This is a genomic window from Streptomyces humi (assembly GCF_001005085.2).
GTDB lineage: Bacteria > Actinomycetota > Actinomycetes > Streptomycetales > Streptomycetaceae > Streptomyces > Streptomyces humi.
In genome coordinates this window covers 120,201-142,480 of the sequence record NZ_LBMU02000040.1, presented here as the reverse complement: position 1 = coordinate 142,480, position 22,280 = coordinate 120,201, and the positions used below count along the sequence as shown (strand labels likewise).

19 protein-coding genes are annotated in these 22,280 nt (G+C 72.7%); 5 read left to right on the top strand and 14 right to left on the bottom strand.

Annotation, left to right across the window (positions count from 1 at the left end):
- The first annotated feature begins 120 nt into the window (after nt 1-120).
- Nucleotides 121-1,167 carry a phosphotransferase gene (locus AAW13_RS19105; protein WP_240528651.1) on the top strand — a complete coding sequence of 349 codons (1,047 nt, stop codon included), beginning with the start codon at nt 121-123 and terminating at the stop codon, nt 1,165-1,167.
- Between the two features lie 79 nt (nt 1,168-1,246).
- On the opposite strand, the gene AAW13_RS19100 is transcribed toward AAW13_RS19105, so the two are convergent.
- Complete coding sequence (locus AAW13_RS19100) at nt 1,247-2,827, bottom strand: protein kinase domain-containing protein (RefSeq protein WP_071659605.1); 1,581 nt, start codon at nt 2,825-2,827, stop codon at nt 1,247-1,249.
- A 319-nt stretch (nt 2,828-3,146) separates the two neighbouring features.
- Here AAW13_RS19100 and AAW13_RS19095 point away from each other — a divergent pair, with 319 nt between their 5' ends.
- Complete coding sequence (locus AAW13_RS19095; protein WP_046727668.1) at nt 3,147-4,799, top strand: protein kinase domain-containing protein; 1,653 nt, start codon at nt 3,147-3,149, stop codon at nt 4,797-4,799.
- A gap of 143 nt (nt 4,800-4,942) precedes the next feature.
- On the opposite strand, the gene AAW13_RS19090 is transcribed toward AAW13_RS19095, so the two are convergent.
- Complete coding sequence (locus AAW13_RS19090; RefSeq protein WP_046727667.1) at nt 4,943-5,482, bottom strand: bacterial proteasome activator family protein; 540 nt, start codon at nt 5,480-5,482, stop codon at nt 4,943-4,945.
- 189 nt (nt 5,483-5,671) lie between these two features.
- On the opposite strand from AAW13_RS19090, the gene AAW13_RS19085 reads away from it, so the two are divergent.
- Nucleotides 5,672-6,265, top strand: a complete 594-nt coding sequence (locus tag AAW13_RS19085; protein WP_079178863.1) for a hypothetical protein — start codon at nt 5,672-5,674, stop codon at nt 6,263-6,265.
- A gap of 67 nt (nt 6,266-6,332) precedes the next feature.
- Here the strand turns inward: AAW13_RS19085 and AAW13_RS19080 are convergent, their stop codons facing one another.
- From AAW13_RS19080 to pdhA, 7 genes are all read right to left on the bottom strand, one after another.
- Nucleotides 6,333-7,313 carry an NAD(P)H-quinone oxidoreductase gene (locus AAW13_RS19080; RefSeq protein WP_046727666.1) on the bottom strand — a complete coding sequence of 327 codons (981 nt, stop codon included), beginning with the start codon at nt 7,311-7,313 and terminating at the stop codon, nt 6,333-6,335.
- 63 nt (nt 7,314-7,376) lie between these two features.
- Nucleotides 7,377-8,474, bottom strand: a complete 1,098-nt coding sequence (locus AAW13_RS19075) for a potassium channel family protein (RefSeq protein ID WP_046727665.1) — start codon at nt 8,472-8,474, stop codon at nt 7,377-7,379.
- Complete coding sequence (locus AAW13_RS19070; protein ID WP_046727664.1) at nt 8,471-9,898, bottom strand: molybdopterin molybdotransferase MoeA; 1,428 nt, start codon at nt 9,896-9,898, stop codon at nt 8,471-8,473. The genes AAW13_RS19075 and AAW13_RS19070 overlap by 4 nt, the downstream gene beginning before the upstream one ends.
- On the bottom strand, nt 9,895-10,851 hold the full coding sequence (locus AAW13_RS19065) for an NTP transferase domain-containing protein (RefSeq protein WP_046727663.1): 957 nt from the start codon (nt 10,849-10,851) through the stop codon (nt 9,895-9,897). The genes AAW13_RS19070 and AAW13_RS19065 overlap by 4 nt, the downstream gene beginning before the upstream one ends.
- Nucleotides 10,852-10,924: 73 nt before the next feature.
- Entirely contained in the window at nt 10,925-12,361 is a 1,437-nt protein-coding gene (locus AAW13_RS19060) for a dihydrolipoamide acetyltransferase family protein (RefSeq protein WP_046727662.1), read from the bottom strand.
- Nucleotides 12,361-13,365: an alpha-ketoacid dehydrogenase subunit beta gene (locus tag AAW13_RS19055; RefSeq protein ID WP_046727661.1), complete on the bottom strand. Its 1,005-nt coding sequence runs from the start codon at nt 13,363-13,365 to the stop codon at nt 12,361-12,363. The genes AAW13_RS19060 and AAW13_RS19055 overlap by 1 nt, the downstream gene beginning before the upstream one ends.
- Entirely contained in the window at nt 13,362-14,510 is a 1,149-nt protein-coding gene (gene pdhA / locus AAW13_RS19050; protein ID WP_046727660.1) for a pyruvate dehydrogenase (acetyl-transferring) E1 component subunit alpha, read from the bottom strand. The genes AAW13_RS19055 and pdhA overlap by 4 nt, the downstream gene beginning before the upstream one ends.
- Before the next feature lie 186 nt (nt 14,511-14,696).
- Here pdhA and AAW13_RS19045 point away from each other — a divergent pair, with 186 nt between their 5' ends.
- Complete coding sequence (locus tag AAW13_RS19045; protein ID WP_046727659.1) at nt 14,697-15,185, top strand: Lrp/AsnC family transcriptional regulator; 489 nt, start codon at nt 14,697-14,699, stop codon at nt 15,183-15,185.
- 28 nt (nt 15,186-15,213) lie between these two features.
- On the opposite strand, the gene AAW13_RS19040 is transcribed toward AAW13_RS19045, so the two are convergent.
- Nucleotides 15,214-15,801: a TetR/AcrR family transcriptional regulator gene (locus AAW13_RS19040; protein ID WP_046727658.1), complete on the bottom strand. Its 588-nt coding sequence runs from the start codon at nt 15,799-15,801 to the stop codon at nt 15,214-15,216.
- Nucleotides 15,798-17,312 carry a 3-hydroxyacyl-CoA dehydrogenase gene (locus AAW13_RS19035; RefSeq protein ID WP_046727657.1) on the bottom strand — a complete coding sequence of 505 codons (1,515 nt, stop codon included), beginning with the start codon at nt 17,310-17,312 and terminating at the stop codon, nt 15,798-15,800. The genes AAW13_RS19040 and AAW13_RS19035 overlap by 4 nt, the downstream gene beginning before the upstream one ends.
- A 149-nt stretch (nt 17,313-17,461) precedes the next feature.
- Here AAW13_RS19035 and paaN point away from each other — a divergent pair, with 149 nt between their 5' ends.
- Entirely contained in the window at nt 17,462-19,153 is a 1,692-nt protein-coding gene (paaN, locus tag AAW13_RS19030) for a phenylacetic acid degradation protein PaaN (RefSeq protein ID WP_046727656.1), read from the top strand.
- A gap of 427 nt (nt 19,154-19,580) precedes the next feature.
- Here the strand turns inward: paaN and AAW13_RS19025 are convergent, their stop codons facing one another.
- From AAW13_RS19025 to AAW13_RS19015, 3 genes are read right to left on the bottom strand one after another with little or no spacing between them, the layout of a single operon-like run.
- Entirely contained in the window at nt 19,581-20,315 is a 735-nt protein-coding gene (locus AAW13_RS19025) for a TrmH family RNA methyltransferase (RefSeq protein WP_046727655.1), read from the bottom strand.
- Nucleotides 20,312-21,520: an HTTM domain-containing protein gene (locus AAW13_RS19020; protein ID WP_046727654.1), complete on the bottom strand. Its 1,209-nt coding sequence runs from the start codon at nt 21,518-21,520 to the stop codon at nt 20,312-20,314. The genes AAW13_RS19025 and AAW13_RS19020 overlap by 4 nt, the downstream gene beginning before the upstream one ends.
- Nucleotides 21,517-22,254: a DUF5819 family protein gene (locus tag AAW13_RS19015; RefSeq protein ID WP_046727653.1), complete on the bottom strand. Its 738-nt coding sequence runs from the start codon at nt 22,252-22,254 to the stop codon at nt 21,517-21,519. Before AAW13_RS19015 ends, AAW13_RS19020 begins: the two co-directional genes overlap by 4 nt.
- Nucleotides 22,255-22,280 lie beyond the last annotated feature (26 nt).

Sequence of the window (22,280 nt, the reverse complement as noted above, 5' to 3'; positions counted from 1 at the left end):
AGCGCGAATCCGTCGCACCCGAGTTCGTCACGGTCCATGCTGTGACCGAAAGCGACCATCAGCGACTGTGTGCAACAATCCCCAGGTCACGGCTGGAATACGTGCCCTAGCATCTCCCGCGTGCCGCGCTTATCCGTACCACCCCTCGTGCCCCACGCGCCCCCTCTGGGCGCCCTGCTCCGGCTGTACGCCGCCGGTTCCGCGCTCGCCTGCGAGCCCGTCGAACAGGGCCTGCTCAACCGCGGCTACCGCCTCTGCACCACCCGCGGCCGCTACTTCCTCAAACACCACTTCGACCCGGACACGGCCGACCCGGCGGCCATCGAGCGCCGTCATCTGGCCACCCAGCGCCTCGCCGCCCTCGGCGTCCCGGTCGCCCCGCCGCTGGCCCACCGCGAGGGCCGTACGGTCGCGGTGGTCGGCGGGCACGCCTACGCGCTGCACCCCTGGATCGACGGCAGGCACCGGCACGGCGGACAGCTCACGCGCGGGGAGTGCGTACGGCTCGGTGCGCTCCTGGGCGCCGTGCACGCCTGTCTGGAGCGCGTGATGCCGCCCAAGGGGCGCACCCGACCGGCCACCAGCCCTCATCCCGTGGAGAGCGCCGACCCCGCCGACACCTTCGCGCTCATCGACGACCTGCTCACCCAGGTCAGCCGCCACCGCCCCGCCGACGCCTTCGACGAACTCGCCCGCCACCGGCTCCTCGAACGCCGGGCGCTCCTGGAACAGCACGCCGGCCGGCGCCCGCCGCGCGGTGGTTCGGTGGGCTGGGTGCACGGCGACTTCCACCCGTTCAACCTGCTCTACAAGGACGACGACGCCCCCGCCGCGATCGTCGACTGGGACCGGCTCGGGGTGCAGCCCCGCGCGGAGGAGGCGGTACGCGCCGCCGTGATCTTCTTCGTCCGCCCGGCGGGCGCGCTGGACCTGCGCAAGGTGCGCGCGTACGCGCGCGCGTACCGGCGCGCGGCCGGCGCCACGCCCTCGGAACTGGCGGCGGCCGTGCACCGGGTGTGGTGGGAGCGGCTCAACGACTTCTGGATGCTGCGCTGGCACTACGAGCGCGGCGACACCCGCGCCGACCCGCAGTTCCCGGCCGCCTCGGCCCTCGCCGTGTGGTGGACCGGGGAGTACGACGCGGTGTGCGACGCGTTCGTGGCGTGACGCCGGCCCGTCGCACGAGAAGGTGCCCCCCGGATCGCCGGAGGGCACCTTCTCAGTGACCGAAGGGTGTGGGTGTCCTTCAACCGCCGCCCACGCCCGAGATCGTGTTGCCGACGTCCCCGCCGTCGTCGCCACCCGTGCCCGTCGTGTCGGAGGGCTGGGTGTCCGGCGAGCTCGCCGTGTCGGTGGGCTGCGAGGCGCTCGCCGTGTCGCTCGGCTCGTCGCTCGGCTCGCTGCTCTGCTCCTGGGACTGGCTGTACGTCGGGGTCGGCGACGGCGTGTAGTGGTTGTTGTTGCCGGTGCCCGAACCGCTCGTGCCGGTCTCCGTGTCCGTGGCCGTGTCGCTGGCCTCGTCGGAGGGGCTGGAGCTGGGCGTCTCGTCCTTGGTGCTCTGCGAGACGGACGGGGACTCCGTCGCCCCCGACCCGCCGCCGTCGCCGCCACCGCCCTTGTTCAGCGCCAGCGCGACGCCCGCCGCGATGGCGATCACCGCGAGGACGGCCAGGATCCACAGCTTGCCGCGCCCGCTGCCCTTGTTGCCGTGGCCCTCGAAACCGCCCTCGTCCCCGCCGCCGTAGCCGGACGGCAGGATCGGCTGCGGGATCTGCGTGGTCCCGGAGGCGGTCGGATGCGGCATCACGGTCGTACCGGCGAACCCCGCCGCCGGGGTGTGCCGGCCGTCGTGCACGGCGACCGGGCCGGTGTTCCAGGTGCCGGTGTGGCCGCCCTGGTCGTACAGCATCTGGATGCCGTACTGGACCAGGCCGCGCATCTCCTCGGCGGTCTGGAAACGGTCGTCGGGCTCCTTGGCGAGCGAGCGCATGACCAGGCCGTCCAGTTCCGGCGGGGCCGCGCCCTCGGAGGTCTGGGACGGCGGCACCGGGATGTCCTGGACGTGCTGGTAGACCACCGACAGCGGGGTCTCGCCGATGAACGGCGGCCGCAGCGCGAGGAGTTCGTACAGCAGGCAGCCGGTGGCGTACAGGTCGGAGCGGTGGTCGACGGCCTTGCCGAGCGCCTGCTCCGGCGACAGGTACTGGGGCGTGCCCATGACCATGCCGGTCTGCGTCATCGTCGTGGACGCGCCGTGCAGGGCGCGGGCGATGCCGAAGTCCATCACCTTGACGGAACCGGTCTGCGTGATGATGACGTTGGCCGGCTTGATGTCGCGGTGCACGATGCCGTGCTGGTGCGAGTAGGCCAGCGCGTCCAGCACCCCGGAGACGATGGTGAGGGCCTGCTCGGGGCCCGGCGCCTCGGCGTTGATCAGCAGGTCACGGATGGTGTGCCCCTCGACCAGCTCCATCACGATGTACGGCACCGACTGGCCGCCGACGACGTCCTCGCCGGAGTCGTACACCGCCACGATGGCATGGTGGTTGAGGCCGGCGACGGACTGTGCCTCGCGCGTGAAGCGGGCCTTGGAGACCGGGTCCTCCGCCAGGTCGGCCCGGAGCAGCTTGACCGCCACGGTACGGCCGAGCCGTACGTCCTCGGCGGCGAACACCTCGGCCATGCCGCCCCGGCCGAGACGGTGGGTCAGCCGGTACCGGCCGTCGCCGACCAGGCCCTGGTTGCCCCACATCTCCGGCGCGTCTGACATACCGCCGCCAGTCGCCTCGGGGTCGGACGGGCCCTGGGCGCTGTGCGTCTGTGCCATCGGTCCTCGCCGTCGTTTCTGCCCGCGGTGCGCGCGGTGTTGTCACGGTCTCCGTCGGCCACGCTACAGCCTCCGCGCAACCCGCAGGTCCGGGATCCGGCCCGTGGACGGACCGGTCATCAAACCCCTACCACTCGCCGTCGTGCAAATTCTGTGTACCGGGCGTACGCCCGCTGTAACGCTTCCGCGACTCTTCTTTCGCGTACGGTCACGGAACGGGCACCGCGCTTGACGTGTCAGTGCCCTGGGGCAGACTTGGGCGGGAATGAGACATTCGATCAACAAGGGTGCCTGAGTTGCCGGGCGGGGGACGGGGAAAATGAGCCAGGACGGCACACATGGCCGTTACACGGGGCGGGCTCTGGCCGGCGGCCGCTACCAGCTGCGCGACCTGCTCGGCGAGGGCGGCATGGCCTCCGTGCACCTGGCGTACGACTCGGTCCTGGACCGGCAGGTCGCGATCAAGACCCTGCACACCGAACTCGGCCGGGAGCAGGCCTTCCGCGAGCGTTTCCGCCGCGAGGCCCAGGCCGTGGCCAAGCTCACGCACACCAACATCGTCTCCGTCTTCGACACCGGCGAGGACGCGCTCGACGGCGCCACGATGCCGTACATCGTCATGGAGTACGTCGAGGGCCGCCCGCTCGGCTCGGTGCTGGACGAGGACGTACGGCAGCACGGCGCGATGCCCGCCGACAAGGCGCTGAAGATCACCGCCGATGTGCTGGCCGCGCTGGAGATCAGCCACGAGATGGGCCTGGTCCACCGCGACATCAAGCCCGGCAACGTGATGATGACCAAGCGCGGGGTCGTCAAGGTGATGGACTTCGGCATCGCCCGTGCCATGCAGTCCGGGGTCACCTCGATGACCCAGACCGGCATGGTCGTCGGCACCCCGCAGTACCTCTCCCCGGAGCAGGCCCTCGGCCGGGGCGTGGACGCCCGTTCCGACCTGTACTCGGTCGGCATCATGCTGTTCCAGCTGGTCACGGGACGGCTGCCGTTCGACGCGGACTCGCCGCTGGCGATCGCGTACGCGCATGTCCAGGAGGAGCCGGCCGTCGCCTCCTCGATCAACAGCTCCCTGCCCCCGGCCGTGGACGCGCTGATCGCCCGCGCCCTGAAGAAGAACCCGAACGAGCGCTTCCCGACCGCCGAGTCCATGCGCGACGAGTGCCTGCGGGTGGCCGCCTCGCTCCAGCCGGCCGCGCCCAGCATCGTGCCGGGCGTCCCGCGGACCCAGAGCGGCTCCGGGGTCGGCTCCGCGGTGTTCCCGCCCGTCGACCAGGCCACCCCGGCGCCTCCCGGGCCGGTGCAGACGCCGTACCAGCCGGCCCCCGGCCCGAATCCGTACGGCACCCCGGCACCGGCCCCGTCACCCGCCTACGGCTATCCGCAGCAGGCGGGCTACCCGACCCCGGCCGGGTACGCCCAGCCGACGCCGTCGACCCCGCCGCCGTACAACATGACCCCGCAGACGGTTTCCACCGGTGCGGGGGGCGGTGGCGGCGGGAAGGGCAACCGGCCGGTGGTCATCGGGTCGATCGCGGTCTCGCTGATCGCGGTGATCGGCCTGGTCGTGGCCCTGACGCTGAACGACAACGGCGACGGCGGCGGCTCGGACGACGCAGGCGGCAGCGGCACCGCGAGCGCCTCGGCCTCCCACGCCTCGGGCTACCGCGGGCCCGACACCGCCAAGACGATCGAGACGACCGAGTGCACCGAGCCCGAGGAGTCCTACAACGACCCCAAGAAGGTGCGGGTCCCGGACTTCAAGTTCAAGTACATCAAGTCGGTCAAGGCGTGCTTCCAGGCCGCGGGCTGGAAGATGAAGGTCACCCCGGTGGACGAGAACACGTACGGCGACGGCACGATCATGGACCAGTTCCCGTCCTCCGGTACGGACGTCGACCCGAAGGACGTGCCGACCATCGAGCTCAAGGTGTCCACGGGCAACCCGGCCACCGGCTGAGGCACGAGGACACAAGAGGGGTACGGGGGCGTAAGAAAGGCACGAGGACATAGGAAGGGCCCGGCGGTGGCGCGCCGGGCCCTTTCGCCTGCTACGAGGTCCTGCTGTGGGGTGCTGCTACGAGGTCCTGCTACGAGGTCCTGCTAGAGGTACGGCCCGCCGGTGCGGCCGGCCTGGCCGTGCTCCTCGCCGTCGTGACCGACGCCCGGCGGCAGCGCGCGGCGCATCTGCTCCAGCTGGGCGCGGGCAGCCATCTGCTGGGCGAACAGGGTCGTCTGGATACCGTGGAAGAGCCCCTCCAGCCATCCCACCAACTGAGCCTGCGCGATGCGCAGTTCCGCGTCGGAGGGGGTCGAGTTCTCGGTGAACGGCAGCGAGAGCCGCTCCAGTTCCTCCACCAGCTCCGGCGCCAGCCCGTCCTCCAGCTCCTTCACGGAGCTGGCGTGGATCTCCTTGAGCCGGACCCGGCTGGCCTCGTCCAGGGGAGCCGCCCGCACCTCCTCCAGCAGCTGCTTGATCATGCTGCCGATCCGCATGACCTTGGCGGGCTGCTCCACCATCTCCGTCACCGGGATCTCGCGGGAGTCCTCGTCCCCGTTGCCGCCGCCGAGAGCCATTCCGTCCTGGCCCACGACCAGGATCTGCGGGTTCTCGGGCGACCGTTCGTTCCTCGGCATCTCCATGCCGCCATTCTCTCGCACCCGTACACCTCACCACCGTGGCGCCCCCCATCGGGACTGATCCACCGTTCCCACGGGCCCAGGACCGCCCGTAGACCCATCGGCCGAACCAGAAATGCCGGGTATGCCGGCACATGTGAGTCTGAGGAGCGTCGGCCCCGACGTTCGACCGTGCTCCAGGAGGTCACCGACGTGACTCCAAGGCTGCGAACCACCCTCGGCGGTATACGGCTCACGCCGGCCCGCCTGCTGCTCGTGCTCGCGACGGCCCTGCTGCCCTGCGGCACGGCCACCGCCCACGAGCCCGGACCCAGGCCCGGGCCTTCGGACTCCACCGGCTCCCCGGCCTCCCCCGAGCCGTCCCTGGCCGGAACCGTGGCCGGTGAGGGCCGGCTGCGACCGGGGCGGCCCCTGGGACCGGCGGTGGCGGTGGCGGGTGACGACGACCCGGACGCGGCACCGGACGACGGCCAGGCCGATGACCCGGGCGCCGACCAGGCCGACGACCCGGGCGCCGTACCGGACGACGACCCGGACGGGACGACGGCGTCGGAGCCCGCGGGGAACGACGCCGGGAGACCGTCCGCCACCGCCGCGCAGCCGCCCGGGGACGCCGTCCTGGTCCCCGCCTCGCCGCAGCCGCCGCCCGTCCACCAGGCCATCGCCCCCGGCCAGGACGACGGCACCGAGCCCGTGCTGGACATCCTGCCGCTCGGCAGCGGCCTGGTCCTGGTCGGCCTCGGACTCGGCCTCGCCTTCATAGGACTGCGGGTGCGGCGGAGCTAGGTGTGCTGTCCGGGCTCCCGGACCGACCACCGCGGCCCGGGAGCCGGGAGCCCGGCCCGGGAGCCCGCTAGCCGACGGTCAGCAGGACCTTGCCGATGTGCGTGCTGGCCTCCACCACCCGGTGTGCCTGGGCGGCCTCGGCCATCGGCAGCTCCTGGTCGACGATCGCACGGACATGACCCTGGGTGATCAGCGGCCACACATGCTCCCGTACCGCCGCGACGATCGCCGCCTTCTCGGCGAGCGGTCGGGCCCGCAGCGAGGTCGCGCTGATCGCGGCCCGCTTGCCGAGCAGCGCGCCGATGTTCAGCTCGCCCTTGACGCCACCCTGCATACCGATGATCGCCAGCCGTCCGTTGACCGCGAGGGCCTGCACGTTCCGGTCCAGGTACTTGGCGCCCATGTTGTCGAGGATGACGTCGGCGCCGGCGCCGTCGGTGGCCGCCTTCACCTCTTCGACGAAGTCCTGCTCGCGGTAGTTGACGAGGATGTCCGCACCTAGTTCGGCACAGAAGTCCAGCTTCTCCTTGGTGCCCGCGGTGACCGCGACCTTGGCGCCGACCGCCTTGCCCAACTGGATCGCCATGGTGCCGATGCCGCTGGAACCGCCGTGCACGAGCAGCGTCTCGCCGGGGCGCAGGTGGGAGATCATGAAGACGTTCGACCAGACCGTGCAGGCCACCTCGGGCAGTGCGGCGGCCTGCCGGAGGTCCACTCCGTCGGGGACCGGCAGCAGCTGCCCGGCCGGGACGGCGACCTGCTCGGCGTAGCCGCCGCCCGCGAGCAGCGCGCACACCTCGTCGCCGACCGACCAGCCGGAGACTCCGGCGCCGATCGCGGTGATCCGCCCTGAGCACTCGAGACCGGGATACACGGACGCGCCCGGCGGCGGGTCGTAGAAGCCCTGTCGTTGCATGATGTCGGCGCGGTTGACGGCGCTGGCCGCCACCTCGACCAGCACTTCGCCTTCGCCGGGCACCGGGTCGGGGACCTCGTCCCACACCAGCGCCTCGGGTCCTCCGGGTTCGGGAATCGTGATCGCATGCATGCCGGCGACGCTACTCCCCACCCGGTCCGGCCCCGACGGTGGCAGGACCGGCCGCTCGCCCGGTCAGGCGCGGGGCAGCGGCCGTATGTCCGGCGCGACCTGGGCGCCCGGGGAGGCGCGGACGATGGTGATCAGGCGGTCGGTCAGCTGGATGGTGCCGACGGCCGGGTCGTCGTAACCGAGCACCCGGTGTCCGCGCAGGACGCTGACCACCAGGTCGGTCGTCTCGCGCGGGGTCCTGCCGACCTCGGACTTGACCGCCGGGCGCTCCACCAGGTCCAGGCCGCTGCCCTGCTGGATGAGGTCCTCCATGACCATGCCGGCGGCGGGGCTGAGCACGGAAAGACCCAGCAGCCGGCCGGCCGCGCTGGCGCTGGTGATGACGGCGTCGGCGCCGGACTGCTTGAGCAGCGGCGCGTTCTCCTCCTCGCGGACCGCCGCCACGATCTTCGCGCCCTTGTTGAGCTGCCGGGCGGTCAGGGTGACCAGGACCGCGGTGTCGTCGCGCTGGGTGGCGATGATGATCTGCCGGGCCCGCTGCACCTCGGCGCGCTTCAGCACCTCGCTGCGGGTCGCGTCCCCGATGACCCCCGCGTATCCCTCGGCGGTGGCCGCCTCGATCACCTTGGAGCTGGGATCGACCACCACGACCTGTTCGGCCTTCAGCCCGGTCGCGCAGACGGTCTGGATCGCCGAGCGTCCCTTCGTGCCGAAGCCGACGACGACGGTGTGATCGCGCAAGGTGGACCTCCAGCGGTTCTGCCGCCACTCCTCCCGGGTGCGTTCGGTGAGGACTTCCAGCGTGGTGCCGACCAGGATGATCAGGAACAGCACGCGCAGGGGCGTGATGACGAAGATGTTGATGAGCCGGGCGCCGTCGCTGACCGGGGTGATGTCGCCGTAGCCGGTCGTGGAGAGGGTGACGGTCGCGTAGTAGAAGGCGTCGAGCAGGTCGATCGAGCTGTCCGAGGTGTCGTTGTAACCGTCACGGTCGGCGTAGACGATCAACGCGGTGGCGACGAGCACCAGCAGGGCCATGATCAGCCGCTTGGCGACCTGGCGGATCGGGCGCTCCACCACCTTCCTCGGCAGTTTCACCCGATGGGGCACCAGGTGTTCGTCCGCCTGGCGGGCTATGGCGTCATGGCCGGGAAGTTTCACGTGAAACACACTCCGATGCCCGCGGCCGCCCACGGCAGGTCGAGAAGCTCCGTCTCCGCACCCCGCTGCGCTCCGCCCGGCGGTACGACCGCGAGCGCGTCGGCCGCGGCGACCCCGCGCAGCATGGCCGGGCCGTTGTAGTGCAGGGGGATCGCGCTGTCCCCGCGCAGCACGACCGGGATGAGCCGGGTGTCGTACGGGTGCCCGTGCGCCGTTTCCGCCAGTGACAGCGCGTACGGCTCGGGCGCCGGGTGGGCGGCGAGGGTGCGCAGCAGCGGTTCGGCGAGGGTGAGCAGGCCGGAGACGGCGGCCAGGGGGTTGCCGGGGAGGCCGACGAGGTGCTGGCCCTCCTTGGTGCGGGCGAGCAGCATCGGGTGGCCCGGGCGCACCTTGACGCCGTCGACGAGCAGTTCGGCCCCGAGGCGTTCCAGGGTGGGGTGGACGTGGTCGACCGGGCCTGAGGCGGTGCCGCCGGTGGTGACGATCAGGTCGGCCGTCGAGGAGGTGATCGCCTTGCGCAGGGCCCTGGCATCGTCGCCGAGCCGGCGGACGGCGGTGACCTCGGCGCCGAGTGCGCGCAGCCAGGGCGGCAGCATCGGGCCGAGCGCGTCCCGGATGTGCCCTTCGCTCGGCAGCCCCTCGGTGAGCAACTCGTCGCCCAGGATCAGGACTTCGGCGCGAGGACGGGGGACGACGGTGACGGTGTCGTAGCCGGCCGCCGCGGCGAGACCCAGGACGGCCGGGGTGACCAGGGTGCCGACGGGCAGCAGCTGGTCGCCGCTCCGGCACTCCTGGCCGCGCGGGCGGATGTCCTGGCCGTGCGCGGTCTCGCGGGTGGCGTGCAGCCGGCCCTGGGCGTCGGTACGGCCGTGCTCGCTGCGCAGCACCGCGGTGCTGTCCGCCGGGACCCGGGCACCGGTGGCGATGCGGACCGCCTCGCCGTCGGTGAGCGGCTCCGGCTGGGTGTGTCCGGCGAGCACACGCTCCTCCCGGACGTCCCAGGGGCCGGGACCGGCCACCGCCCAGCCGTCCATCGCGGAGGTGTCGAAGGAGGGCAGGTCGGTCAGTGCGTCCAGCGGGGCGGCCAGGGCCAGGCCGAGGGCGTCGGCCAGCGGGACGGAGAGGGGGGCGCGGCGGGCACCGGCCCGGGCGGCGCGGGCGGCGATCTCGCGGGCCTGGGGCCAGGGGGTGGCGCGGTGGCGGTGGGCCGCGGGGTCGCCGTGGGCGGGCCGGTCGTGCGGGTGCTCGCCGTGGGGAGCGGGGGCCGCGTCCCCTCGGGGACCTCGGGAGTCCCGGGGGTCCCTGGACTCTCCGGACTCCGTGGGCTCTCGGGGCTCTCTCACGAGGGCGAGCGCCTCCTCGACGTCGAGCTCGTCGTCGGTGTCCCCGGCGGGCGCGCCGGTCCGGACGCCTGGGGCGGTCACCGGCCGGGCCCGGGGGCGGGGGGTTCGGAACCCGGGTCGCCGGCTGCCGGGTCGCCGGCTGCCGGACTGTCCACGGCCGGGCTGTCGGCGGCGGCCGGGCTGTCCGCGGCCTTCGTCTCCTCCGCCCAGCGCAGCGCCAGCGCGGCGGCCTTGTGCGCGGCCTCGGCGACCGCCTCCGGGCCGCCCTTGCCCTGGGCGGCCGCGTAGCCGACCAGGAACGTGGTCAGCGGGGCGGCCGGGCGGGCCACCCCGTGCGCGGCGTCCCGGGCCACGTCGAGCAGCAGGCGGAAGTCGACGTCCAGGTCGATGCCCAGCTCGTCCTTGACTGCGGAGATCCATTCATCCAACACGTGACCATGCTCCCTGATACGTGCCCTGGCGTCGGCGATGTCGTCCCAGGTGTCGCAGTCGAAGGACGCGAGGGGGTCCGGGACGCGGGTGAGGTTCAGCGCGGCGGTGAGGCGCCGCAGGGGAAGGCCGGTGAGGCCCTGGTCGCCCACGACGAGAGCCGAGAGGGCCTGCCGTAGCGCGGCCGTGCGGTAGGCCGCCACCAGGGGCTGGTCCCTGCCGTCGACGTCGGTGAGCAGCGCGGCGTCGGCGCCGGAGGCGGCGAGGACCGTCAACAGCCGCCGCACCGTGGCCTCTTCGAGGAACGGAAGGTCGGCCGAGAGCACGACCGCGTAGGCGGCGGTGCTGTGGCGCAGACCTGCGCCGAGGGCGGCGACCGGGCCGCCGCCCGGGGGGTCCTCGCGGGTCCAGCGGACCGGGCGGGAGGTGGGGCGGGGGTCCGCCACGACGACGGTCTGTTCGGCACCGGCGCAGGCCGCGAGGACCCGGTCGAGCAGCGGGCGGCCGCCCACCCGGACGGCGGGCTTGTCGGCTCCGCCGAGGCGCCGGGCGGCGCCGCCGGCCAGCACGATCGCGTCGTAGAGGGGTGGGTCGGTGGCGGTCACCTTTCGAGTATGGGGTGCGTTCTGATCACGGGGAACAGGCGGTCGGTTCCCCGTGCCTCTCGGTGGGCGGGGCCTAGAGCGTTCTGAGAAGTACCGCCGGGTTCTCCACGCAGTCGGCCACGTAGCGCAGGAACCCTCCTGCCGTGCCGCCGTCGCAGACCCGGTGGTCGAAGGTGAGGGACAGCTGGACCACCTGGCGGACCGCCAACTCCCCCTCGTGCACCCACGGTTTGGGGACGATGCGGCCCACGCCCAGCATCGCCGCCTCCGGGTGGTTGATGATCGGGGTGGAGCCGTCGACGCCGAAGACGCCGTAGTTGTTCAACGTGAAGGTGCCGCCCGTGAGTTCCCCGGGGGTCAGGGTGCCGGCGTGGGCGGACTCGGTGAGGCGGGCGAACTCGGCCGTCAGGGACTCGGCGTCGCGGGTGTGGGCGTCCCGGACCACCGGCACGACCAGGCCCCGGTCCGTCTGGGCGGCGAACCCCAGGTGGACGTGGTCGAGTTGGACGATCTCGCGGGCCTCGGTGTCGACGTAGGCGTTCAGCTCGGGGTGGCGGGCGAGGGCCGCCGTGCAGATCCGGGCGAGCAGCGCGAGAAGGGAGATCCTCGGACCGGCTGCCGCGTTCATCACGGTCCGCGCGCGCATCAGCTCGGTCGCGTCGGCGTCCACCCAGCAGGTCGCGTCGGGGATCTCCCGGCGGCTGCGGGAGAGCTTGTCGGCGACCGCGCCCCGGATCCCCTTGAGGGGCGTGCGGGTACCCGCGGGCTTCGGCGGTGCGGCCTTGACGGCGGCACGGGCCGCGTTGACCCGCAGGGCGTCCTCGACGTCGGCGCGCAGGATGAGTCCGTCGGGACCCGATCCGGACAGCCGGCGCAGATCCAGATCGTTGTCCCGGGCGAGACGGCGGACCAGCGGCGAGATCACCGGGACGGGCCCCTCGGCGACAGGGGCCTCGGTGAGCAGGGTCTCGGCAACCGGGGTCTGGGCGACCGGAACCTGGGCGACCCGGGTCTCGGCGACCGGGGCCTGGGTGGCCTGGGTCTGGGCGACCGGCGCCCGGGTGGCCTGAGTCTGGGCGACCCTGGTCTGGGTGACCGGGGACTGGGTGACCTGGACCGGCGGTGTAGGCACACGTGTGTCGGCCGTGCCGTCGGGCCGCTCGGGGACGGCGGCGCGCACCCGTCGGCGGCGTGCCGGGGGCGTACCCGTGCCGTAGCCCACCAGGACGTTGCCGGAGCCCTCCGCCTCGGGGACGCTGGCGGTTTCGCCGACGGCGACCGTCAGCAGGGGAGAACCGACGGGCAGTTCGGTGCCCTCCTCGCCGAAGCGCGCGGTGACCACACCGCCGTAGGGGCAGGGCACCTCGACCATCGCCTTGGCCGTCTCGACCTCGACGACCGGCTGGTCGATCGCGACGACCTCGCCGACCTGGACCAGCCAGGTGACGATCACCGCCTCGGTGAGCCCCTCCCCGAGGTCGGGCAGTTTGAACTCCAGCACCTGTGCCATCAGCCCTCGGCCTCCCATTGCAGACGCGCCACCGCGTCCAGGATGCGGTCCACACCGGGCAGGTGGTGACGCTCCAGCATCGGCGGCGGATACGGGATGTCGAACCCGGCCACGCGCAGCACCGGCGCCTCCAGGTGGTGGAAGCAGCGCTCGGTCACGCGTGCCGCGATCTCTCCACCCGGGCCGCCGAACCCGCCCGACTCGTGCACGACGACCGCACGCCCGGTGCGCCGTACGGAGGCGCAGACCGTCTCGTCGTCGAACGGCACCAGGGTGCGCAGGTCGACGACTTCCAGGTCCCAGCCCTCCGCCTGGGCGGCCTCGGCGGCTTCGAGGCAGACCGGTACGGACGGGCCGTAGGTGATGAGCGTGGCGCTGCGCCCGGTACGGCGCACCACCGCGCGGCCGATGGGTTCAACGTCCGCCGGGTGCTCGGGGTTCCACGAGTCCTTGGACCAGTACAGCCGCTTGGGTTCGAGGAAGACGACCGGGTCGTCGGAGGCGATGGCCTGCCGGAGGAGGCCGTAGGCGTCGGCGACGGTGGCCGGGGTGACGACGTGCAGACCGGGGGTGGCCATGTAGTAGGCCTCGGAGGAGTCGCTGTGGTGCTCGACGCCGCCGATGCCGCCGCCGTAGGGGATGCGGACGGTGATCGGGAGCGGCATCCGGCCCCGGGTGCGGTTGCGCATCCTGGAGACGTGGCTGATCAGTTGCTCGAACGCCGGGTAGGCGAAGGCGTCGAACTGCATCTCCACGACCGGGCGCAGCCCGTACATGGCCATGCCGACGGCGGTGCCGAGGATGCCGGCCTCCGCGAGGGGGGTGTCGGTGCAGCGGGTCTCGCCGAACTCCTTGGCGAGGCCGTCGGTGACCCGGAAGACCCCGCCGAGGGTGCCGACGTCCTCGCCCATGACGTGCACGGACGGGTCGGCGGCGAGCGCGTCGCGCAGCGCGCGGGTGAGCGCCTGGGCCATGGTGGCCGGTTTGACGGCGACGGTCGTCATCGCGGGCCGCCTTCCGGGTGGTCGTCCTGCTCGGCCTCCAGCTCGGCCCGCAGCAGCGCGCGCTGCTCGCGCAGCTGCGTGGTGGTCTCGGCGTAGACGTGGTCGAAGAGGTCCATGGGGTCGAGTTCCGGGTCGCGGTTCATGCGCTCGCGCAGGTCGGCGGCCATGGTCTCGGAGTCCTCGCGTGCGTGGCGCGCGAAGTCCTCGTCGAGCAGTCCGCGGTCGGTCAACTCGCGCTCCAGGAGCAGGATCGGGTCGTGGTCGCGCCAGGCGTCGACCTCGGAGTCGCCGCGGTAGCGGGTGGCGTCGTCGGCGTTGGTGTGGGCGTCGATCCGGTAGGTGACCGCCTCGACCAGGGTGGGGCCGCCTCCCTCGCGCGCGTGCCGCACGGCGTCGGAGAGGACCTCGTGCACGGCGGCCGCGTCGTTGCCGTCGACCAGGCGGCCCGGCATGCCGTAGCCGACGGCCTTGTGGGCCAGGGAGGGCGCGGCGGTCTGCTTGTCGAGCGGCACGGAGATGGCGAAGCCGTTGTTCTGGACCAGGAAGACGACCGGCGCCTGCCAGACGGCGGCGAAGTTCAGCGCCTCGTGGAAGTCGCCCTCGCTGGTGCCGCCGTCGCCGACCATGGCCAGCGCCACCACGTCGTCGCCCTTGAGGCGGGCCGCGTGGGCCAGGCCGACGGCGTGCGGGAGCTGGGTGGCGAGCGGGGTGGAGAGCGGGGCCACGCGGTGGGCGCCGGGATCGTAGCCGGTGTGCCAGTCGCCGCGCAGCAGGGTGAGCGCCTCGACCGGGTCCACGCCCCGGGCGACCACGGCGAGGGTGTCGCGGTAGCTGGGGAAGAGCCAGTCGCGCTCCTGGAGGGCGAGCGCGGCGGCGACCTCGCAGGCCTCCTGGCCGGTGCTGGAGGGGTAGACGGCGAGCCGGCCCTGTTTGGTGAGGGCGGTGGCCTGTGCGTTGTAGCGGCGGCCGCGGACGAGCTGGGTGTACAGCCGGCGCAGCAGCTCCGGGTCGGCCTTGGCGGCCGCCGCCGTGCCCAGGACGCGGTACGGACGCTCGTCGGGCAGCAGCGGCGCGGGGTCCGTCCGGGGCTGCCAGGCGGGCGGCGGCGACGGACGGTAGGCGTCGCGCTGCTCCATGACCGTCATGACGGCACCTCCTCGTGGGGGTACGGGAGACGGATCGCCTGTGACCCGTCCCACCTACCGATTGTTCGGTCGCCGACACATTTTGGCTACAGGCGCCCCGAGGCTGTGGACAAACGGTTCTCCACAACCTGGAATGAACGCAGTACGTCCATGACAGGGAGGCGGGGGGACATGGCACCTGAACAAATGGCCGAAGGCCCGCAGGACCGTGCCGCGCTGCCGCCCGCCCGGCCGCTGGACGCCATCGACCAGGACATCCTGCAAATCCTCCAGGCGGACGGCCGCGCCTCGATACGAGCGGTCGCCGAACGCGTCCACGTCTCGCGCGCCAACGCCTACGCGCGTATCAACCGTCTCGTCGAGGACGGGGTGATCCGTGGTTTCGGCGCCCGGGTGGACCACGAGCGGGCCGGCCAGGGCACCTCGGCGTACATCACGCTGAAGATCGTCCAGAACAGCTGGCGCACGGTCCGCGAGCGGTTGCGGGAGCTGCCCGGCGCCTCCCACATCGCCCTGGTGGGCGGGGACTTCGACGTACTGCTGCTGGTGCACACGCCCGACAACCGGGCGTTGCGCGAGCTGGTGCTGACCCGGCTCCAGGCCATCCCCGAGGTGCTCAGCACCCGCACGCTGCTGGTGTTCGAGGAGGAGGACCTGGACCTGGACAACGGCTGACCCCCGCCGACGGCGGCCGGGGGCGCCGTCAGTGGGCGCGCAGGCCGGTGAAGGCCAGCCGCACGACCGCGTCGGCGACCTCGCGCTCGCTCGCGCCGTGCCCGTCCGGCCGGTACCACTCCACGATCGAGTTGACCATGCCGAACACCAGCCGGGTCGCCAGCCGCACCTCGATGTCGCCGCGCACGTCGCCCTCGGCGGCGGCCGCCTTCAGCAGGTCGGCCACCCGGTGGTCGAAGTCCCGGCGCCGCTCCAGCGCCCACCGCTCGGTGTCGGTGTTGCCCCGCACCCGCAGCAGCAGCGTCACGTACGGCAGTTCGGTGATCAGCACCTCGACCATGCGGCGCACGACGTGCTCCAGGCGGTCGGCGGCACCGCCCACGCGCGCGGCCTCCTCGTCGAGGATCGCGAACAGACCGTCCAGGGCCCGGCTGACCGCGCGGCGCAGCAGTTCCTCCTTGCCCGAGACGTGGTGGTAGATCGAGGACTTGGAGATGCCGGCCGCCTTGGAGAGGTGCTCCATGGAGGTGCCGTCGTAGCCGCGCTCGTTGAACACCTGGACGGCCACCGAGAGCAGCGTCTCGGGGGTGTAGGTGTCGCGCTTGGCGGTGGTCATGAGGCGCCCTCCCGCTTCTCGGTGGCGTAGGCGTGCCGGTAGAGCGCGAGGGAGGGCGCGTAGCGGCCGCTCGGGTCGCGCAGGTGCAGGTCGTCGAGGAGGTCGTAGGCGAAGTCGCGGCCCAGACGGCGGCTCCACTCGAAGGGGCCGAGCGGGTAGTTGACGCCCAGGCGCATCGCGGTGTCGATGTCCTCCTCGGTGGCGACTCCCTTGGCGACGGCGTCGTGCGCGAGGTCGACGATCCGGGCGACCGTGCGGGCCACGATCATGCCGGGGACGTCTCCGATGACGCTGACCTGCTTGCCGAGCGCCTGGAAGAGGCCCACGGCCTCGGTGAGCGTCCGGGGCAGCGTGTCGTGCCCGGCGGACAGGGCGATCCGGGTGGCGCGGCGGTAGTCCAGGGCGAGGTCGAAGTAGACGACGTCCCGGAACTCCACCGAGGTCTGGCCGTCGGCGAGGACCAGCTGGCCGCCGCTGGGCAGCACCAGGCGGGTGCCGTGGTCCTCGTCCTCCTCGCGGACCTGGATGCCGGTCTCGCGGATCATCGCGAGCAGCTCGGCGGCCGGGCCCAGGGTGCCCTCGGCGACGACGTACGCGGGTGGCTCGGCCGGTTCGGCGGTGTGCGGTTCGGGGCGTTCCGCGCCGTCCTCGTAGTCGTACCAGCCGTGTCCCGTCTTGCGGCCGAGCCGGCCGGACTCGACGAGCCGGCGCTGGGCCAGCGAGGGCGTGAAGCGGACGTCCTGGAAGAAGGCCTGCCACACGGAGTGCGTGACGGACTCGTTGACGTCCTGGCCGATCAGGTCGGTGAGTTCGAAGGCGCCCATCCGGAAGCCGCCGCTCTCGCGCAGCACCGCGTCGATCGTGGCCGGGTCGGCGGCCTGCGCCTCGTACACCGCGAACGCCTCGGCGTAGAAGGGCCGGGCGATCCGGTTGACGATGAAGCCGGGGGTGTCCGCACAGGCGACCGGCGTCTTGCCCCAGGAACGGGCGGTCTCGTACGCGCGCGTGGCCGACGTGACGTCGGTGGCGAACCCGGAGACCACCTCGACCAGCGGCAGCAGCGGGGCCGGGTTGAAGAAGTGCAGGCCCACCAGCCGGGAGGCGCTGCGCAGGCCGCCACCGATCGCCGTCACCGACAGCGAGGAGGTGTTGGTGGCGAGCAGACAGTCGTCGGCGACGATGTCCTCCAGGTCCCGGAACAGCTCCTGCTTGGCCTCCAGCCGCTCCAGGACGGCCTCCACGACCAGGGCGCAGTCGGCGAACTCGGTGAGCCGCTCGGCGGGCAGCAGCCGGGCGCGGGCCGCGTCCCGGTCACCGGCCGTCATCCGGTCCCGCTCGACGAGCCGGTCGAGGCGGGCGCCGATCGCCGCGGCCGCCTCGGCGGCCCGCCCGGGGACGGTGTCGTACAGCCGGACGGGATGGCCCGCGACGAGTGCGACCTGGGCGATGCCCTGGCCCATGGTGCCGCTGCCGACGACGCCCACGGTGCTGCTGAGGTCGAGTGCTGTCATGTGCGCGATCCTCCCGCACGGGGTTTTCCACAGATGCGGCAGGCCCCCTTGTCCCGACCGATCGTTCGGTTACTCTAACCCTGTCCGGCTGTTTCTGCCCAGGTCATGAGCTCGAAGGGGAGCTCACCCGAACGAGGAGTTGGTCCCGCATGACCGCCGAACTCACCGTGCACGAGCTGATCGCCAAGCACCGGCCCACGCTTGACCAGGCACTGGAGGCGATCCGCACGCGCGCCTACTGGTCCCCGCACCCCGAGCACCCCAAGGCCTACGGCGAGCACGGCAGCCTGGACGCGGCGGCCGGCAAGGCCGCCTTCGACGCCCTCCTCGGCAACCGCGTCGACCTCGGCCAGCCCGGCACCGACGACTGGGTGGGCGGCGAGGTCTCCCCCTACGGCATCGAGCTGGGCGTGACCTACCCGCACGCCGACGTCGACACACTGCTGCCGGCCATGCGGGCCGGGCAGCGCGCGTGGCGTGACGCGGGCGCGGAGGCGCGCGCCGTGGTGTGCCTGGAGATCCTCAAGCGGATCAGCGACCGCACCCATGAGTTCGCGCACGCCGTCATGCACACCAGCGGCCAGGCGTTCATGATGGCGTTCCAGGCGGGCGGCCCGCACGCCCAGGACCGCGGCCTGGAGGCGGTGGCCTACGCGTACGCGGAGCAGGTCCGCACCCCTGACACGGCCGAGTGGAGCAAGCCGCAGGGCAAGCGCGACCCGCTCGCGCTGACGAAGACGTTCAAGCCGGTCCCGCGCGGGACGGCCCTGGTCATCGGCTGCAACACGTTCCCGACGTGGAACGGCTACCCCGGTCTGTTCGCGTCCCTCGCCACCGGCAACGCGGTCCTGGTCAAGCCCCACCCGCGCGCGGTGCTGCCGCTGGCCCTCACCGTGCGGGTGGCCCGGCAGGTCCTGGCCGAGGCCGGCTTCGACCCGAACCTGGTCGCCCTGACCGCCGAGCGCCCCGGCGAGGGCATCGCGAAGACGCTCGCCACCCACCCCGACATCAAGATCATCGACTACACCGGGTCCACCGCCTTCGGCGACTGGCTGGAGGCCAACGCCCGGCAGGCACAGGTGTACACGGAGAAGGCCGGCGTCAACACGGTGCTGGTGGAGTCGACCGACAACTACAAGGGGGCGCTGGCCAACCTGGCCTTCTCGCTCTCCCTCTACAGCGGCCAGATGTGCACCACCCCGCAGAACCTGCTGATCCCCCGCGACGGCATCCGCACCGACGAGGGCCCGAAGTCGTACGACGAGGTGGTCGCCGACATCGCCCGCGCGGTCGACGGTCTGCTCGGCGACGACGCCCGCGCGAACGCGCTGCTCGGCGCGATCGTCAACCCCGACGTCAAGGCCCGCCTGGAGGCCGCCGCCGGGCTCGGCGAGGTCGCCCTCGCCTCCCGGGAGATCGCCAACCCGGAGTTCCCGGACGCGGTGGTCCGCACCCCGGTGATCGTCAAGCTGGACGGGGCCAAGCCGGACGACGAGGCCGCCTACATGAGCGAGTGCTTCGGCCCGGTCTCCTTCGCGGTGGCCGTCGACTCGGCAGCCGACGCGGTGGAACTGCTGCGGCGCACGGTACGGGAGAAGGGCGCGATGACGGTCGGCGCGTACACGGTCGACGCCGACGTGGAGCGCGCCGTCGAGGAGGTCTGCCTGGAGGAGGCGGCCCAGCTGTCGCTGAACCTGGTCGGCGGGGTGTACGTGAACCAGACGGCCGCGTTCTCCGACTTCCACGGGTCGGGCGGCAACGCGGCGGCGAACGCGGCCCTGACGGACGGCGCGTTCGTAGCCAACCGCTTCCGCGTGATCGAGGTCCGCCGAGAGGCATAACCGCCAAGTAGAACCGCCGCCCCCTTCAGACGGCCGTCGCTTCCCGACGGCCGTCATCTTCCAACGGCCGTCCCCTTCCAACGGCCGTCACCCTCCGGACGCCGTCACCTTCCGCACCATTGCCCCCTTCCGACGGCCGTCACCCTCCGCACCACCGTCACCTTCCGCACCGCCGCCCCCGTCCGGACCGCCGCCCCCGGCCGGCCGCCTCTCTCGGCCGGCCGCCTCTCTCGAACGCCGGCTTCTTACGATCGCCGTCAGCTTTCGACCGCCGCGACGGTGCGCGGCCGCGACGGTGGTGACCGGCGGTGCCGGAGCGGCCGGTGCCCGCGCTCTGGGGTACCGGCCGCCGGCATCGTGCGGCGCCGTCGGGGCCGGACGCGGGGTTCCCCCCGCCCCTGGCGCAGGCGGGGTCCCCTAGAACGCGCTAGAACGCGCTCCAGTGGTACAAGGTCATCGCCACGCTCGTCGCCAGGTTGTAGCTGCTCACCTGGGGGCGCATCGGCAGGCGGAGGAGATGGTCGGCACGTGCGCGCAGCCCGGCCGAGAGCCCCGCGCGCTCCGAGCCGAACGCGAGCACGGCGTCGTCCGGGAGCTTCGTGCCCCGGATGTCCTCGCCCTCCGGGTCCAGGGCGTACACCGGCCCGTCCGGCAGCTCGGCCACCGGCACGCGCTCCACCGCCGTCGCGAAGTGCAGTCCCGCGCCGCCCCGCACCACCGTCGGGTGCCAGGGGTCGAGCGTGCCCGTCGTGACGACTCCCGTCGCCCCGAAGCCCGCCGCCAGGCGGATCACCGCACCCGCGTTGCCGAGGTTGCGGGGCTCGTCGAGGACGACGATCGGGGCGGTGCGCGGCGCCTGCGCCAGCCTGCGCAGGTTGGCCTCGCGGGACGGTCGTACGGCCAACGCGGCGACGCCCGTCGGGTGCGGCCGCGGCACGAGCGTGGCGTACGACGCCGCGTCCACCTCGGTCAGCAGCGCGTCCAGCGCCTCCCGTACGTCCGGAGCCAGTTCGCCGGCCAGGGCCAGTGCCGCCGTCCGGTCCGTCGTGACCGCCACCGGCACCTCCGCGCCGAAGCGCAGCGCGTGCTTGAGGGCGTGGAAGCCGTCCAGCAGGACGGCCGAGCCCGCCTGCCGTGCCCAGTGGTCGAGGGGGTCGGTCATGCCCCGAAGCCTACGCGGGGCTGTTCGTCGGCCTCGGGGGAGCGCGGCACGGGCAGCGGCCGGTCCTCGCGCCGCAGGACCCGGTCCCGCCCGCGTGCCGCCCAGCCGCCGAGGCGGCGCAGGAAGGACGTCGGCAGGAAGACCGAGTCCGCCGCGATCATCGCGAGGGAGAAGAACGGCAGTCCGAGGACGACCGCGATCACCGCGTGCTCGGTCATCATCGCGGCCAGCAGCACGTTCTTGACACGCCGGTTGAAGAGCGTGAACGGGAAGGCGACCTGCACCATCACGGTGCCGTAGGTCACCAGCATCACCATCGTGCCGTTGGCGGACAGCAGGTCGGCGAGGGCCGGCCAGGGGGAGAAGTAGTCCAGGTGGAGCGGGTAGTAGACGGCCGTTCCGTCCTGCCAGCGGGAGCCCTGGATCTTGTACCAGCCGGCGGTGGCGTAGATCAGACAGGCCTCGGCCATGATCACGAAGATCGCGCCGTTGTGCAGGATGTCGGCGATCACGTCCAGGAGGATCCGCGGCTGGGGAGTGCGCGCCCAGCGGCCCACCGCCCACCACAGGGCGGCACCCGCCCAGGTCGCCCACATGAGGGCCGGGATCAGCCAGCCGCCTCCGGTACGGCCGGTGAGGGCCGCCGCGCCCAGGACGAGCCCGCAGACCGCCCACAGGGCGGGGCCCACCCGGTCGCGCACCGGTTCGCCGAGCGCGCGTGCCGTGCTCGCGCGGGCCGCCCTGCGCGCGTCCAGGGACCACACCTGGCCGCAGCGGGTGAACACCAGGTAGACGGACATCAGGTGCAGCACGTTGTCGCCGCCGTCGCCCATGAAGACGCTGCGGTTCTGGAGGGACAGCACACCCACCATGAACAGCACCGACGTGGCACGGGTGCGCCAGCCGACCAGCAGCAGGGCACTGGAGAGCACCGCCAGGAAGTAGCAGACCTCGAAGAAGACCCGGCCGTCGGAGACCAGCAGCGCCGTGAAGGCGTGGTTGTCGGCCGTCAGCCGCTGGGCCAGGCCGAAGCTCCAGGGGCCGTCGGGGCCGTACAGCTCCTGCCGGTGCGGGTACTCGCGCAGCAGGAACAGCAGCCAGGTGGCGGCGAAGCCGATCCGGACGACGGCCGTCTGGTACGGGCCGAGCGCCGACTCGGTCACCCGGGCGATGGCACGGGACAGGCACAGGGCGAGACGGCTCACCGCACACTTCCGTTCGCCTCGTCGGACGTGACCGTCCACCAGGGCAGCACCCGGTAGACGGGGGTGTCCGAGACCTTCTCGCCGCTCCAGTCCGGCGGGGGCACGTTGGTGGTGCTGGAACGCACCTCGACGCGCTGGATGGTCCCCTTCTCGCTGGTGGCGTCCTGTTCGTACATGCGCATCACGACGATCCGGCGCAGGTACTGCTCGGACAGGGAGCCGCGCATACCGATCGGGCGGTTGTCGGCGCCGTGCGTGGTGACGAAGAAGTCCCAGGCCCGGCGGAGCTCGTTCTGCACGGTGTGGCTCGGCAGCAGACTGCCGTCGATCGCCCTGCCGTCCTGGACCGAGAGGTCGTTCCAGCCGGTGGTGGTCGTGGAGCCGTCCGGCATCAGCACGTCGGCGCGCACCTGCACGGCGATGTTCTGCTGGAGCGGGTTGGGCGCGAAGAGCTTCCAGTTCTGCTCGAACTCCGGGTACACCCACTCCTCGATCGCCTTGCCGTGCTGCCTGGTCACCGTGTTCGCCGGCGCGACGCTCAGGAAGACCATCCCGAGGTGCACACAGACGACGACCGCGACCAGGGCCAGGGCGAGGGCCGCGCCGACCTGGTAGCGGGGCGAGAGCGCGGCGACACCGGTACGAGGGCCGGCGGGTGCGTCCACGCCGACGACCGGGGGTGGGCCAGGGGAGCCGGCCGGGTCACCGGCCGGCTCCTCGTCGTACGCGTCCATGCCCGCCCCGTTCGCCGATCCCGCCG

Excerpts from the sequence above, each read along its gene's own strand:
- AAW13_RS19100 (WP_071659605.1), bottom strand. The coding sequence starts at position 2,827 with ATGGCACAGACGCACAGCGCCCAGGGCCCGTCCGACCCCGAGGCGACT.
- AAW13_RS19095 (WP_046727668.1), top strand. The coding sequence starts at position 3,147 with ATGAGCCAGGACGGCACACATGGCCGTTACACGGGGCGGGCTCTGGCC.
- AAW13_RS19090 (WP_046727667.1), bottom strand. The coding sequence starts at position 5,482 with ATGGAGATGCCGAGGAACGAACGGTCGCCCGAGAACCCGCAGATCCTG.
- AAW13_RS19080 (WP_046727666.1), bottom strand. The coding sequence starts at position 7,313 with ATGCATGCGATCACGATTCCCGAACCCGGAGGACCCGAGGCGCTGGTG.
- AAW13_RS19060 (WP_046727662.1), bottom strand. The coding sequence starts at position 12,361 with ATGGCACAGGTGCTGGAGTTCAAACTGCCCGACCTCGGGGAGGGGCTC.
- AAW13_RS19055 (WP_046727661.1), bottom strand. The coding sequence starts at position 13,365 with ATGACGACCGTCGCCGTCAAACCGGCCACCATGGCCCAGGCGCTCACC.
- pdhA (WP_046727660.1), bottom strand. The coding sequence starts at position 14,510 with ATGACGGTCATGGAGCAGCGCGACGCCTACCGTCCGTCGCCGCCGCCC.
- AAW13_RS19045 (WP_046727659.1), top strand. The coding sequence starts at position 14,697 with ATGGCCGAAGGCCCGCAGGACCGTGCCGCGCTGCCGCCCGCCCGGCCG.
- AAW13_RS19040 (WP_046727658.1), bottom strand. The coding sequence starts at position 15,801 with ATGACCACCGCCAAGCGCGACACCTACACCCCCGAGACGCTGCTCTCG.
- AAW13_RS19035 (WP_046727657.1), bottom strand. The coding sequence starts at position 17,312 with ATGACAGCACTCGACCTCAGCAGCACCGTGGGCGTCGTCGGCAGCGGC.
- paaN (WP_046727656.1), top strand. The coding sequence starts at position 17,462 with ATGACCGCCGAACTCACCGTGCACGAGCTGATCGCCAAGCACCGGCCC.
- AAW13_RS19025 (WP_046727655.1), bottom strand. The coding sequence starts at position 20,315 with ATGACCGACCCCCTCGACCACTGGGCACGGCAGGCGGGCTCGGCCGTC.
- AAW13_RS19015 (WP_046727653.1), bottom strand. The coding sequence starts at position 22,254 with ATGGACGCGTACGACGAGGAGCCGGCCGGTGACCCGGCCGGCTCCCCT.